Raw genomic sequence first — 12,867 nt, 5'->3', positions numbered from 1 at the left:
GTTATTTTTTCGGGATGAACAGCGTGGCTTCACACAAATTCTCGGCGCGGACACAGCTGTCGGCCCTCCTCATGGCAGGAACGATGCTCGGAGCGCCGGCGATGGCGCAGCAAGTCGCGCCGCCAACTGTGCCCGCGCCCGCGAGCGAAGCGGCTCCGACCGCCACCACGGTGCAGACGATCACCGTCGTCGGCAACCAGCGGCTCGAGGCGCAGACGATCCTGTCGTATCTGCGGCTTCGCGTCGGTCAGCGCTACGATCGCGCGACGCTCGACCAGGCGCTCAAGGATCTTGCCGCCACCGAGCTGTTCAAGGATTTCCAGATCACCGACAACAATGGTGCGCTGACGATCGAGGTCACCGAGAATCCGGTTATCAACCGTGTCATCCTGGAGGGCAACAAGCGCCTGAAGGAAGACAAGATCCGGCCCGAAATCAAGCTTGCGCCGCGCCAAATCTTCACGCGCTCGAAGGTCCGCGCCGACGTGGCGCGCATCATCGAGCTTTATAAGCGCCAGGGCCGCTTCGCCGCGACGGTCGAGCCCAAGATGGTGTCGCTCGACCAGAATCGCGTCGATGTCGTGTTTGAAATCAACGAAGGACCGAAATCGAAGGTTCGCCAGATCAGCATCCTCGGCAATGAAAAGTTCAGCGACGGCGATCTCAAGGACGAAATGGCGACCAAGCAGTCGAGCTTGCTCACGATCCTGTCGTCGAACACCAGCTACGACCCCGATCGTCTGGCTTATGACCAGCAGAAGCTGCGCCTCTTCTACCTGCAGAACGGCTATGCGGATTTCCGCGTCATCTCGGCGGTCGCCGAGCTGACGAGCAACAAGCAGGACTTCATCATCACCTATGTCGTCGAAGAAGGCGAGCGCTACAAGTTCAGCGACGTTGATGTGAAGAGCGAGCTGCGCGACTTCCAGCCTGCAATGCTGAAGACGCTGCTGCCAATGAAGAAGGACGATTGGTACGATGCCAAGCTGGTCGAGGACACCGTCGAAAGCCTGAGCGAGACCGCTGGCCTGTTCGGCTATGCCTTTGCCGACATCAATCCCGAATTTCGCCGCGATCCCGAAACGCGGACGATGGCGATCACCTTCAATGTGGCCGAAAGTCCGCGGACCTATGTCGAGCGCATCGACGTCAACGGCAACACGCTGACGCATGACAAGGTCGTGCGCCGCGAGTTCCGCCTGAACGAAGGCGACGCGTTCAACAGCTTTGGCATCAAGCGCACCGAGAACCGCCTCAACAGCCTCGGCTATTTCCAGGAAAATCTGGAAATCGAGCGCAAGGAAGGCAGCGCGCCCGACCGTATCATCCTGGAAACCAACGTCGAGGAAAAGCCGACGGGTGAACTCTCGCTGTCGGCTGGCTTCTCGTCGATTGAGAATTTCCTGCTCCAGGCATCGATCCGCCAGCGCAACTTCCGCGGCCTCGGCCAGCAGCTCCAGGCGTCGGTCAATTATTCGAGCTATTCGAAGTCGGTCGAGCTTGGCTTTACCGAGCCCTATCTGTTCGACCGCAATATTTCCGTCGGCGGCAGCGTGTATCGCCGCGATTTGAACTCGTTCAACTTCATCGACAATGATCGCCGCACGACGTTTGAGCAGGTGACGACCGGTTTCCAGCTTAACGCTGGCGTGCCGCTCACCGAATTCATGTCTTTCTTCGCGCGCTACAGCCTGAACTATGACGATGTGACTCTGGACCGCGGTACATATTTCTTTGGCAATCAATGCGACCCGTTCGTCGCGGGACGCTATCTGTGCGATGCGATCGGCAAGCGTACCACTTCGCTCGTCGGCTACACGCTCGCTTATGATGACCGCGACAACCGCATCCGTCCTACCCGCGGCCAGTCGCTGTCGCTCAGCCAGGATTTTGCGGGACTTGGCGGCAGCGTCAAATATGTCCGTACCCGTGCGAACGCGTCCAAACACTTCAATCTTGGTAGTCGCTTCATCCTCAACATCTCGGCCGAGGGCGGTTATATCTATCCCTTTGGCAGCGCCCCGACCCCGACCAGCGACAAGGTGCGCTTGACCGACCGATTCTTCCTGGGCGAACCGCAAATGCGCGGCTTCGATATTCGCGGCGTTGGTCCGCGCGTAATTCGATATTCGGTGGATAATACCGATCCCGCCAATCCTGTTGTTGTCACAGAGACGGACGGCAGTCGCGGTCAGATCGATGACGCGCTCGGCGGCCGCGCCTATTATCAGGGCCGATTGGAACTGGACATCCCGCTCGGCACCGGGGCGAAGGAACTCGGGCTTCGGCCTTCGATTTTCCTCGACGTCGGTTCGGTGTTCAGCGTCCGCAGGCCGGAACTGACCACGCTTGCGACTTTTCGCGATACCCGTCCGGGCGTGCCCGGCGAAGGCCTCGTCAAATCGCTCTGCCGCAATGCGGCGACGGGCACGAGCCAGTTTGCCGATGAAACGACGACGACGCCGGCGGGCGGCGTTCCGACGGGAACTGGCCAATATACGACATGTCCGACCGGCTTCTCGCGCCTCGACCCCTTCGAGGAGCGCTTCTTTGGCGATACCTGGATGCCGCGCGTTTCGATCGGTGCCGGGGTCAACTGGAACTCGCCTTTCGGTCCCTTCCGGATCGACTTCGCTTACGCCCTTCGCAAAGAAGAGGGTGATGATACCAAACGCTTCTCATTCAACGTAGGAACTCAATTCTAATGAAGAAAATTCTCACCGCTTCGGCGCTCGCCATCGCCACGCTGTCGGTTTCGCCGATCATGGCCGTCCCTGCAGTTGCGCAGGCGAAGGCGGTTGCCGTCGCCGACGTGCGCGTCGCCGCCGCGCGTTCGAACGCTTTCACGGTCGCGTCGCAGCAGATCGAAACGACCTACAAGGCGCAAATCGACCAGCAGCAGTCGCGCGGCCAGACGCTGCAGGCCGAAATCAACGTCCTGATCGCCAAATATAACGAAGAATCGAAAAAAACCCCGCAGAACCAGGCGGCGTTGCAGGCCGCTGGTCAGGCGGTTCAGAACAAGCGCCAGGCGGCGCAGACCGAACTCGGCCAGATCGGTCGTCCGATCGAACTCGCCATCGCTTATGTTGAAGACCAGATCAGCGTTCGCATGAACGAAGCGATCCGCGCCGCGATGACGGGGAAAAAGATCGACCTTCTGCTCAATCCCGATGCGGTACTGGCGCGCGAAAACAATGTCGACATCACCGATTCCGTCGTGACCGAACTCAACCGGATCCTTCCGACGGTGTCGACCGCGGTTCCCGCCGGTTACCAGCCGGGACAACTCGTTCAGCAGCGCAACCAGCAGCTGATGGATGCCGCCCGCACCGCGCAGCCGGGCACGACGCCTGCCGCACCGGCGCCGACCGGCACCGCACCGACGACCCGCTAATATCGTGACCGACGGGGAAAAAGCGGCAGGAGCCATGGGACCGGTAGATATCCGCCGGATCCTGACGCTGCTGCCGCACCGTTATCCGATGCTGCTGGTTGACCGGGTGGTGTCGATCGTGCCCGACACCTCGATCCACGCGATCAAGGCGGTGACGATGAACGAGCCCTTTTTCCAGGGGCATTTCCCCGGTCGGCCGATCATGCCGGGCGTTTTGATCGTCGAGGCGTTGGCGCAAGCCGCCGGTGTCCTCGCGATCGAATCGATGGGGCTCGCCGGCACCGGCAAGCTCGTCTATTTTATGGCGATCGATGGAGCGAAATTCCGCAAGCCCGTCGAACCCGGCTGCTTGCTCGACCTGCACGCAACGATCATCCAAGCCAAGCGCAGCGTCTGCCGGTTCGAAGGCAAGGCGATGCTCGACGGCGTGCTCGCCGCGGAATGCCAGTTCACAGCGATGATCGCCGACCCGCCTGCGGACTAACTATTGCCAAATCGGGCATTCGCCGCTAGGGGCCGCACCTTCGCGTCCCCGGACGCACAGACTCGCGCGCGCTGGTCGGTAACCAGCGGCACAGGAGCTTAAGACATGAAACAAGACATTCACCCTGCGTATCACATGATCACGGTCAAGATGACCGATGGCACCGAATATCAGACGCGCTCGACGTGGGGCAAAGAGGGCGACACGATGACGCTCGAAATCGACCCCACCGCACACCCTGCCTGGACCGGTGGCAACGGCCGCATGCTCGACGCGGCGGGCCAGGTTGCCAAGTTCAACAAGCGCTTTGGTGGTCTGACGCTCAAGCGCTAATCGCTTCGGCGGTCAGCTCAAAACCTTTGCAAGCGCGCTTTGCCACCCGGCAAGGCGCGCTTTGCGTTTGTCGGCGTTCAGCGCCGGGGTGAAGCGCGTCGCGGTGCCGCGCATCGCTTTCGCCGCGTTCGCCAGATCGGGGTGCAGCCCTGCGCCGGTAGCGGCGAGCATTGCGGCGCCCAAAGCCGTACTCTCGACGAAATCGGGGCGTTCGACGGTCAGGTTCAGCATGTCGGCCAGATCCTGCGCCATCCAGTCGTTCGCCGCCATCCCGCCGTCGATGCGCAGGTCGGCCCAATCGACCCCGTCGGCGGCAAAGGCCGACTTCAGGTCGTGCGCCTGATACGCCTGCGCCTCCAATGCGGCGCGCGCGACATGCGCCTTGGTGCTGGCAAAGCTGAGGCCCGAGATCGCAGCAAGCGCATCGGGGCGCCAGTGCGGCGCGCCGAGCCCGGTGAGGGCAGGGACCAGATACACCCCACCATTGTCGGTCACCGACCGCGCCAGCCCTTCGCTCTCGCCCGCATTGGCGAGCAGGCCCAGCCCGTCGCGCAGCCATTTTATCAGGCTCCCCGCGACAAATACCGATCCTTCCAGGGCGTAGCTGCGGACATCGCCTTCCTCCACCAGCACCGTCGCAAGCAGCCGGTTTTGCGAATGCGGGCGCGTCGTCCCGCTTGCCGACAGGATGAAGGCGCCGGTGCCAAAGGTCGCCTTGGTCTGCCCGGGCGCGAGGCACGCCTGACCGATTGTCGCTGCTTGCTGATCGCCCGCCATACCGCAAATCGGGATTGCGCCGCCAAACAGCTCGGGATCGGTGGTGCCCACGGTGGTCGTGCAACCCGTGATCTCGGGCAGCAGCGACATCGGTACGCCGAGCAGAGCACACAGTCCCGCATCCCAGCCGCCTCGCCCGTTGATGTCCATCAGCAACGTCCGCGACGCATTGGTCGCATCGCTGACATGCACGCCGCCGGTCAGCCGGAAGATCAGATAGGATTCGATCGTCCCGACCGCGAGCCGGTCGCCCGCTTCGCGCAATTGCGGCCAGTGTTTGAGTGCCCAGCCGATCTTGCTCCCCGAAAAATAGGGATCGAGCAGCAGGCCGGTCGTCGCCTGAACCGCCGCTTCATGCCCCGCGTCTTTCAGCGCCGCGCAGTCGGCGGCGGTGCGCCGATCCTGCCACACGATCGCGGGCGCGAGCGGTTCGCCGGTGGTGCGGTCCCAGAACACGACGGTCTCGCGCTGGTTCGTAATCCCGATTGCTGCGACTTTGTCCGCTCCCCCGGCTTTCTTGATCATCGCCCGGGTGCAGGCGAGGGTGGCCTCCCAGATCTCCGCGGCGTCATGTTCGACCAGACCGGGACCGGGATAATGCTGCTGAAACTCGCGCTGCGCGCTGCCGAGCGGGGTGCCGTCGGCGGCGAACAGCATCGTCCGGGTCGACGTGGTGCCCTCGTCGATAACGATGATCTTCTCGGCCATGACGCCCTCCCTCTCCAGTTCGCCCTCAGCTTGACGAAGGGCCGTTCTTTCTTCTCCGACGGCCGAAGAGAAGAACTGTGCTTCGACAAGATCAGCACGAACGGAGGAGGGGAGCAATCCTGCTCCGCGCAATTATCTTGCAAAAGCACGCAACCCATGCCATATGCTGTTGCAGCGCAGCATGGCGGGATCACCCGCCGTAACTACCGGCAGCGTGATTTTCCCGCCCAATCTCAGGCGCGGGACGAGCCGGACCAGCGCTTTGTCCCCAGAGGCACCCTTTCACGCGGGTCGTTTCGAACCCGCGGCCCGTGCGCCGTCCGTTCGATCCGAACGGATGCGCCTGCGCGTCGCTCATAGTGAGTATTTATGACAACTTTTAACGACTTTGGCCTGCACGCCGACATCAATCGCGCGCTTGCCGCCAAGGATTATACCGTCCCGACCCCCATCCAGATGCAGGCAATCCCCCCGCTGATGAAGGGCCGCGACCTGTGCGGTATCGCGCAGACCGGGACCGGCAAGACCGCCGGTTTCTCGCTGCCCTCGATCCACCACCTGCTGACCTACCCGCACCGCCCTACCCCGCGCGGTTGCCGCATGCTCGTCCTCGCGCCGACGCGCGAGCTGGCGGCGCAGATTGCGCAGAGCTGCCGCGACTATGGCCGCTTTACCAAGCTCAGCGTCTCGACAGTGTTCGGCGGCGTGCCGATCAACAAACAGATCCGCGACCTGTCGGGCGGCGTGGATATCCTCGTCGCGACCCCGGGTCGTTTGCTCGACCTGATCGACCAGCGCGCGCTGCGTCTCGACGACGTCGAAATCTTCGTTTTGGACGAAGCCGACCAGATGATGGACATGGGCTTCATCCACTCGCTGCGCCGCGTCGCCAAGCTGCTGCCGTCGCGCCGCCAGAACCTGTTCTTCTCGGCAACGATGCCCAAGGAAATTGCCGGTCTGGCCGAGCAGTTCCTCAACGATCCCGTCACCGTGTCGGTCACCCCGCAGGCAACCACCGTCGAAAAGATCCGTCAGTTCGCGACCTTCGTCGAACAGAAGGAAAAGCAGGCGTTGTTGCACTCGGTTGTTGCGACCCAGGATATCGACCGCGCGCTGATCTTCACCCGCACCAAGCATGGCGCCGACCGCGTCGTGCGTCATCTGGCGGGCGCCGGGATCAAGGCGATGGCGATCCACGGCAACAAGAGCCAGTCGCAGCGCACCCACGCGCTGCAGGCCTTCCGTTCGGGCGACATCAAGCTGCTCGTCGCGACTGACATTGCCGCGCGCGGCATCGACGTGTCGGGCGTTTCGCACGTCATCAACTTCGAAATCCCGAACGTACCCGAACAATATGTCCACCGCATCGGCCGCACCGCGCGCGCCGGCGCCGAGGGCATGGCAATCAGCTTCATCGCCCCCGACGAGCGGCCGTATATGAAGGACATCGAGCGCGTCACGCGCAGCAAGTCCGAGCCGATGCCGCTGCCGGAGAATTTCAATGAGCTGGTGCGCAACCTGCCCAAGCCGGTTGCGGGGCCGCGTGACACCGGCGGCCAGGGCCGCGACCCGAACCGTCAGCGTCAGGATGCGCGCCGCCAGCCGAGCGGCGGCCAGCCGCGCGGTGATCGCGGTCCGCGCCGCGATACTCCGGCCGGCGAAGGCGCCGAAGGCCAGCGCAAGCGCCGCTTCCGCCCGCGCAACAAGAGCGTCGGCGCGCATAAGGGTGCGGTGACGCGCGTCGGTTGATGCGCTAAACAATATTCTCTTTCCGCTCGCGCTGAGCTTGTCGAAGCACCGCTCTTTCCTTTAGCGTCGCTAAACGGAGAACGGCCTTCGACTGGCTCGGGGCGATCGGGGGAAGAGGATGACCGGACCGATCGGGGCAACACCCATCGACACGCGCCAAAGCGAACGCAAGGTTATCCTCGCCTCGTCGCTCGGTACCGTTTTCGAATGGTATGATTTTTACCTTTACGGTCTGCTCGCGACGGTCATCTCGGCGCAATTTTTCTCGGGCGTCAACGAAACCACCGGCTTCATCTTTGCGCTCGCCGCCTTTGCGGCAGGCTTTGCCGTGCGCCCTTTCGGGGCGTTGGTGTTCGGCCGCATCGGCGATCTGGTCGGGCGCAAAAACACCTTCCTCGTCACCATGGGTCTGATGGGCGCCTCGACCTTCCTCGTCGGCGTGCTGCCCAGCTATGCGTCGATCGGCGTCGCCGCACCGATCCTGCTCGTTGTCTTGCGCCTTCTGCAAGGGCTGGCGCTCGGCGGCGAATATGGCGGCGCGGCGACTTACGTGGCCGAACATGCGCCCGAGGGAAAGCGTGGGCTCTTCACCAGCTTCATCCAGACCACCGCGACGCTCGGCCTGTTCGCGGCGCTGGGCGTCGTCATCACCATCCGCACCCTGATCGGCGAGGAAGCGTTTGCCGATTGGGGCTGGCGCATCCCGTTCGTGGTCTCGATCATCCTGCTCGGCGTATCGTTGTGGATCCGCATCCAGCTCAACGAAAGCCCCGTTTTCCAGAAAATGAAGGATGAGGGTACGACGTCAAAGGCGCCGCTGACCGAAGCGTTCGGGCGCTGGGGCAACCTCAAATGGGTGATCATCGCCTTGTTCGGCGCTGTCGCGGGGCAGGCGGTCGTTTGGTACACCGGCCAATTCTATGCGCTGTTCTTCCTCGAAAAGACGCTGAAGGTTGACGGCGCGACCGCGAACATATTGATCGCCATTGCGCTCGCGCTCGGCACGCCTTTCTTCATCCTGTTCGGTTGGCTGAGCGACAAGATCGGGCGCAAGGCGATCATCCTGACAGGCTGTGCGCTCGCCGCGCTGACCTATTTTCCGGCGTTCCACATGCTGACCACCGCCGCCAACCCGGCGCTGGCCGAGGCGCAGGCGCGCGCGCCGGTGACTCTCATCACGGACGCAACATACTGCTCATTTCAGTTCGATCCGATCGGTCAAAACAAGTTCAACACAAGTCCCTGCGACGTCGCCAAGGCCTATTTGGCGAAGGCAGGTGTGCCTTATCAGACGGAAGACCGGCAACTCGCGCCGGGATCGAACGAAATGCGGCTTCTCGTCGGAAATCGCATCGTGCTGGAGGTAGCGACAACGACCTTCGGCGGCTCGCCAGCGCCAATGGAGAATCTGGGCGAGATCAGGGAGTCCATCCAGAGAGCGCTGACGGAAGCTGGCTATCCGCCGAAAGCCGACCTTGCGGCGATCAACAAACCGCTCGTCGTCGCGATCCTCTTCTACCTCGTGCTTCTGGTGACGATGGTTTATGGTCCGATCGCCGCGATGCTGGTCGAGTTGTTCCCAAGCCGCATCCGCTACACCTCGATGTCGCTGCCCTATCATATCGGCAACGGATGGTTCGGCGGCTTCCTGCCGACGACCGCGTTCGCGATGGTCGCGGCGACGGGCAATATCTACTACGGCCTGTGGTACCCGGTCGTGGTAGCGGTGATCACGCTGGTCATCGGGCTGTTCTTCCTGCCGGAAACTTTTCGTCGCCAAATTCACGACTAGGAGCCCGTCCACGAACTCTTTTTTCGCAGGTGTCGCGGCGGACATGACGGCGTTCGCGCGGTTTTGACCTGAGGGGTGGTGGAATCGCGGTGGATTGGGCCCGAATGCCGGGTTGGTTGCGGCCTGTGGCGCTGAAGAGACGCAATCGAAGAGGGCAGAACTACGCTACGGCCCAGAGCTTGGTGATATTGTGGGCGATGCAGACGAGGCTCCATTCGTCTTGGACTTTGTCGAGACCGCGCAGGAGGAACTGACGGAATCCGCGCGCTTGCTGATCTGTCCGAAAACCGGTTCGGGCAGTTGTTTGCGTAAACGATAGCGACTGCGGTGTCCGCCAAGCTTGAGCTTCTGGCGCATCGCCTGGGGTGAGCGGTCCGCCCACCTTGCCTCCGGTCGTCGGGCGCTTGGCCTGGCCCGTGGCGATGTAAGCGGAAATCTCGCGATCCCGAGCCCGGCCAGATTGGCTTCGGAGCAATAGCCGGCGTCCGCCGAGATCTCCTGGCCTTCTTGCCTCCATGTTCCGGGTGACAGCGTCGGTGAGCGGGATCAGGCAAAGTGAATCGGCTGACGAGTTCGACAGCGAATGCGCCACGATTATTTGCGCGGTCGCATCGACGGCGATCCGACCGTTATACGCCTGAATGAAGCCATCTGCCCGGCATGATCCGACTGTCCGGGTCGGTGCAGGTTGCGCTGTGCCTTGGGCTTAGGCGTTCCTGGCGGATGCTCAGGCTTGCGGCCTGGCCGCGGTCCATCGCTGCGATCGTCATCATCGCCCTTCGCCTTGCAGCCTTGGCATCTTCCTTTGCTCGGGCCTCGGCTTCGAGCGCGGCCTTGGCCTCACGGATCCTGGTCAGGCGCTGCTGTTTGTCGGCAACCCAGTCGGGCAACTCGTCGCCGCGCTGGCCGGCACCGAGGCTCGCATCATCGCGGCGGTCAGCGGCCTCGGCAGACTTGAGCCAGCTTGCCACTTCGGCCGCAAGCGCCGCTTCGGCCTTTTGCATGACGGGCAGCTCATCGCCAGTGCTTGGACGCATTGGCTTGATCTTGGTACCGTCCAGCGCGACGTGGCCAAGCATGACCAGGCCAGCCTCGGCGCACAGCTTCAGCACCTGTACGAACAATCCCGACAGCGCTTTGAGATGCCGCTTGCGAAACTCTGAGATCGTCCGAAAATCCGGCTTCGAACTGGCCGTCACCGCAAGGAAATCGAGCCGGTCTTCGCAAGCCCGCGCGATCCGTCGCGAGGAATAGAGGCCCTGCGTGTACGCGTATAGCAGCAGCGCCGTCATCATCGCAGGATGAAACGCCGGCGCCCCACGAGCATCGTCATACGATGCATAGACCGCTTCGAGATCCAGCTCGTCGCGCACCAGATCCCGAACAAAATGGGCAGGGTGCGAGACCGGGACATAATCCGACACCGAAGGCGGAAACAGAGATACCTGATCAACATCCCAGGGAAGAAAGCGCTTGCTCATCCCCCGACTGAATCAAAACTCATCGCCGCAGTCCAGCCCAAATATGCTAAATCGTGGACGGGCTCCTAGCCTCGCATTGACGGACTGCGCTCGCGCGCTAGGGTCGCGCCAGCCGTGAGGGGCGTGATGATGATCGACGACGACGATTTCGAACCACAGCCGCCGCGGCGTCCGTTGTTCCGGCGAAAGCGGTTACTGATCCCGCTGGGGTTGCTCGTGGCGATCCTCGCCATTTTCCTCGCGCTGCGCACGTCGGATACCGATCGCGAGGCGATGATCGCAATATGGCGGACCGAACGCGGTGTTCGCGGCCGGACCGGCGGGGCAGCGCATCCACTATCGCGACCAGGGCAAGCGCGGCGGGCCTGCAATTATCCTCCTGCACGGGTCGAACAGCAGCCTGCACACCTGGGAACCGCTGGTGCAGCGGCTGGGCGCCGATTACCGTATCGTCACGCTCGACCTGCCCGGCCGTGGGCTGACCGGTGGCACTCCGGACAAGGATTACAGCGCCGACGGCATGGCAGCGGCGGTCGATGTCGTCGCCGCAAAGTCACCTCGATCGCTTCATCCTTGGCGGCAATTCGATGGGCGGTTGGGTTGCGTGGCGTTACGCATTGGCACGGCCGGGGCGGGTCGATGCGCTGCTATTGCTCGACGCAAGCGGCATGCCGCCGCGCCGAGGAGAGAAGAGCGCCCGAATCAATGTCGGCTTTCGGATCCTGAAATATCCCTTCGGTCGCTGGCTCGCGACCCAGATCACGCCGCGCGTGCTGGTTGAACAGTCGCTGCGCGGATCGGTCGAAAAGCAGACGATCGTCGATGGGGCGATGGGATCGACCGCTATTGGGAGTGCTGCCAGCTTCCCCGGCAATCGCGAGGCGCTCACGCGGGGCGCGGATGGACCGCGAACCCGCGATGGCGGCGCGGGTCGGTGATAAATCAAGGCGCCGACGCTGATCCTGTTCGGCGATAAAGATTCCATCATCAATCCCAGCGGGGCGCGCAGACTTCTCGGTGAAAAAGGATGCGGGGTCTGGGGCGGTGCTGCCTAAAAACATCGGTCATTTGCCGATGATGAAGACCCTGACGCGACAGCGGCTGCGATTGCCGATTTTCCTTAAGCGGCGGTCATGCTTCGCCCCGCTGCCGGGCTGGAACCAGAAACGCTGGATCCGCGCCGCAAATCGCGGCGGCGTGGGTGAAGGGAAACAGGTGCGATCCCGGCACCACCTTCCAGCACCCGGAGCCGTCGATCAGGCTGGCAAGCATCTGACCATAGCAGGCGGGCATGACGCCATCCCGTTCGCCGGTCAGTACCAGCGTCGGCAGCGCCTCCAGCTTCGGCAGATAGCCGCGCTGGTCCAACCCGCCATCGCCGCCGTCTGATACGCTATGTTTGCGGCGGGGTCGCGCTCCGGATTTTCAGCCCGTTCGCCTGCATGTCGTCGTCGAACATCGCGGCCTACCCAATCCTGGGCGCGCCCATAACGGTGTCGTTGCCATCAGGACGAGGCGCAGGACGCGGCTTGGAAATTGACCGCACGCTGCTGCGCCAGCGCGCCGCCCCAGCTGGAATCCCTGCGATGTCGATCATCTTGTGAGCGAAACGATCGGCGATCTCCATCACCACCGGGTGGCGATCGTCGATGCGCTATAGGGCAGCAGGGCGTCGGGGCGAGCCGGCCGACCCTGGCACGTCGAGCGTCCACACCTCGCGGCCGTGGATTTGCGCGAGCAGCGGCGCTGCGGCGGCCAAGTCGGCACCGATGCCGTTCAGAAACAACAGCGGCGTGCCTCCGCGCCAGCCCGCCAGAGCGCGCGACGCGCAGGCGTCAGGCCACAGACATGTTCGGTACTGGATGGCCGGCTGGCCGCTGATCCCGCTCATGGCTCCTGCCTTAGCATATCCCGCAGGGATGCGGGGAAGGCCGCTGCGGTTTAGAAGGTCCGCTATCTTGCGCCGCGGCTTGTTCATAGCGCAGGCAGTCGGTAATCTTGGCTCCAGCCAGAAAAACTTCATGCCGCTGGGTGACGCGACTAGCAGCAGCTTGCCGCCGATCCCCGGATATTCGTGCAGATAGGAGCCGCCGCGCGCCATCGCGCCCACCGCCAGCGCATAGATGATCAGGCACGCTTCAAAGCG

At 63.0% G+C, this 12,867-nt stretch carries 9 protein-coding genes and 3 pseudogenes; 8 read left to right on the top strand and 4 right to left on the bottom strand.

What is annotated here, in order from left to right:
* Positions 1 to 14 precede the first annotated feature (14 nt).
* The 4 genes from bamA to rpmE all read left to right on the top strand — a co-directional run bounded on the left by bamA (position 15) and on the right by rpmE (position 4,214).
* A complete protein-coding gene (bamA, locus tag IPF76_RS00065; protein WP_293841814.1) occupies positions 15 to 2,705 on the top strand; it encodes an outer membrane protein assembly factor BamA in 2,691 nt (896 codons plus the stop codon).
* Positions 2,705 to 3,397 (top strand): OmpH family outer membrane protein, encoded by a 693-nt coding sequence (locus IPF76_RS00060; protein ID WP_293837973.1) that lies wholly within the window; start codon positions 2,705 to 2,707, stop codon positions 3,395 to 3,397. Before bamA ends, IPF76_RS00060 begins: the two co-directional genes overlap by 1 nt.
* A 34-nt stretch (positions 3,398 to 3,431) precedes the next feature.
* Entirely contained in the window at positions 3,432 to 3,881 is a 450-nt protein-coding gene (fabZ, locus tag IPF76_RS00055; protein WP_293837970.1) for a 3-hydroxyacyl-ACP dehydratase FabZ, read from the top strand.
* 105 nt (positions 3,882 to 3,986) lie between these two features.
* Positions 3,987 to 4,214, top strand: coding sequence for a 50S ribosomal protein L31 (gene rpmE / locus IPF76_RS00050; RefSeq protein ID WP_088439403.1), 228 nt, complete (start codon positions 3,987 to 3,989; stop codon positions 4,212 to 4,214).
* 12 nt (positions 4,215 to 4,226) lie between these two features.
* Here rpmE and IPF76_RS00045 read toward each other — a convergent pair whose 3' ends face one another.
* Positions 4,227 to 5,699 carry a glycerol kinase gene (locus IPF76_RS00045; protein WP_293837967.1) on the bottom strand — a complete coding sequence of 491 codons (1,473 nt, stop codon included), beginning with the start codon at positions 5,697 to 5,699 and terminating at the stop codon, positions 4,227 to 4,229.
* A gap of 369 nt (positions 5,700 to 6,068) precedes the next feature.
* Between IPF76_RS00045 and IPF76_RS00040 the strand changes: the two genes are divergently transcribed.
* Together IPF76_RS00040 and IPF76_RS00035 are read left to right on the top strand one after the other, a co-directional pair.
* Complete coding sequence (locus IPF76_RS00040) at positions 6,069 to 7,448, top strand: DEAD/DEAH box helicase (RefSeq protein WP_293837964.1); 1,380 nt, start codon at positions 6,069 to 6,071, stop codon at positions 7,446 to 7,448.
* A gap of 118 nt (positions 7,449 to 7,566) precedes the next feature.
* On the top strand, positions 7,567 to 9,240 hold the full coding sequence (locus tag IPF76_RS00035) for an MFS transporter (RefSeq protein WP_293837961.1): 1,674 nt from the start codon (positions 7,567 to 7,569) through the stop codon (positions 9,238 to 9,240).
* A 160-nt stretch (positions 9,241 to 9,400) separates the two neighbouring features.
* Here IPF76_RS00035 and IPF76_RS00030 read toward each other — a convergent pair.
* Positions 9,401 to 10,721: pseudogene (locus IPF76_RS00030) on the bottom strand (transposase).
* 301 nt (positions 10,722 to 11,022) lie between these two features.
* On the opposite strand from IPF76_RS00030, the pseudogene IPF76_RS20665 reads away from it, so the two are divergent.
* Together IPF76_RS20665 and IPF76_RS00020 are read left to right on the top strand one after the other, a co-directional pair.
* Positions 11,023 to 11,208: pseudogene (locus tag IPF76_RS20665) on the top strand (alpha/beta hydrolase); the annotation flags it as partial.
* Between the two features lie 49 nt (positions 11,209 to 11,257).
* Complete coding sequence (locus IPF76_RS00020) at positions 11,258 to 11,659, top strand: alpha/beta hydrolase (protein WP_293837958.1); 402 nt, start codon at positions 11,258 to 11,260, stop codon at positions 11,657 to 11,659.
* A 193-nt stretch (positions 11,660 to 11,852) separates the two neighbouring features.
* Here the strand turns inward: IPF76_RS00020 and IPF76_RS00015 are convergent, their stop codons facing one another.
* Both IPF76_RS00015 and IPF76_RS20660 read right to left on the bottom strand, forming a co-directional pair.
* Positions 11,853 to 12,089, bottom strand: coding sequence for an alpha/beta hydrolase (locus IPF76_RS00015; RefSeq protein WP_293837955.1), 237 nt, complete (start codon positions 12,087 to 12,089; stop codon positions 11,853 to 11,855).
* A 286-nt stretch (positions 12,090 to 12,375) separates the two neighbouring features.
* A pseudogene (locus IPF76_RS20660) lies at positions 12,376 to 12,867 on the bottom strand (hypothetical protein); the annotation flags it as partial.

Origin of the sequence: Sphingopyxis sp. (assembly GCF_016704835.1) — a bacterium.
GTDB lineage: Bacteria > Pseudomonadota > Alphaproteobacteria > Sphingomonadales > Sphingomonadaceae > Sphingopyxis.
This window is presented reverse-complemented; position numbering and strand designations above follow the sequence as displayed.

Excerpts from the sequence above, each read along its gene's own strand:
- IPF76_RS00035 (WP_293837961.1), top strand. The coding sequence starts at position 7,567 with ATGACCGGACCGATCGGGGCAACACCCATCGACACGCGCCAAAGCGAA.
- fabZ (WP_293837970.1), top strand. The coding sequence starts at position 3,432 with ATGGGACCGGTAGATATCCGCCGGATCCTGACGCTGCTGCCGCACCGT.
- rpmE (WP_088439403.1), top strand. The coding sequence starts at position 3,987 with ATGAAACAAGACATTCACCCTGCGTATCACATGATCACGGTCAAGATG.
- IPF76_RS00060 (WP_293837973.1), top strand. The coding sequence starts at position 2,705 with ATGAAGAAAATTCTCACCGCTTCGGCGCTCGCCATCGCCACGCTGTCG.
- IPF76_RS00040 (WP_293837964.1), top strand. The coding sequence starts at position 6,069 with ATGACAACTTTTAACGACTTTGGCCTGCACGCCGACATCAATCGCGCG.
- IPF76_RS00045 (WP_293837967.1), bottom strand. The coding sequence starts at position 5,699 with ATGGCCGAGAAGATCATCGTTATCGACGAGGGCACCACGTCGACCCGG.
- IPF76_RS00020 (WP_293837958.1), top strand. The coding sequence starts at position 11,258 with ATGTCGTCGCCGCAAAGTCACCTCGATCGCTTCATCCTTGGCGGCAAT.
- bamA (WP_293841814.1), top strand. The coding sequence starts at position 15 with ATGAACAGCGTGGCTTCACACAAATTCTCGGCGCGGACACAGCTGTCG.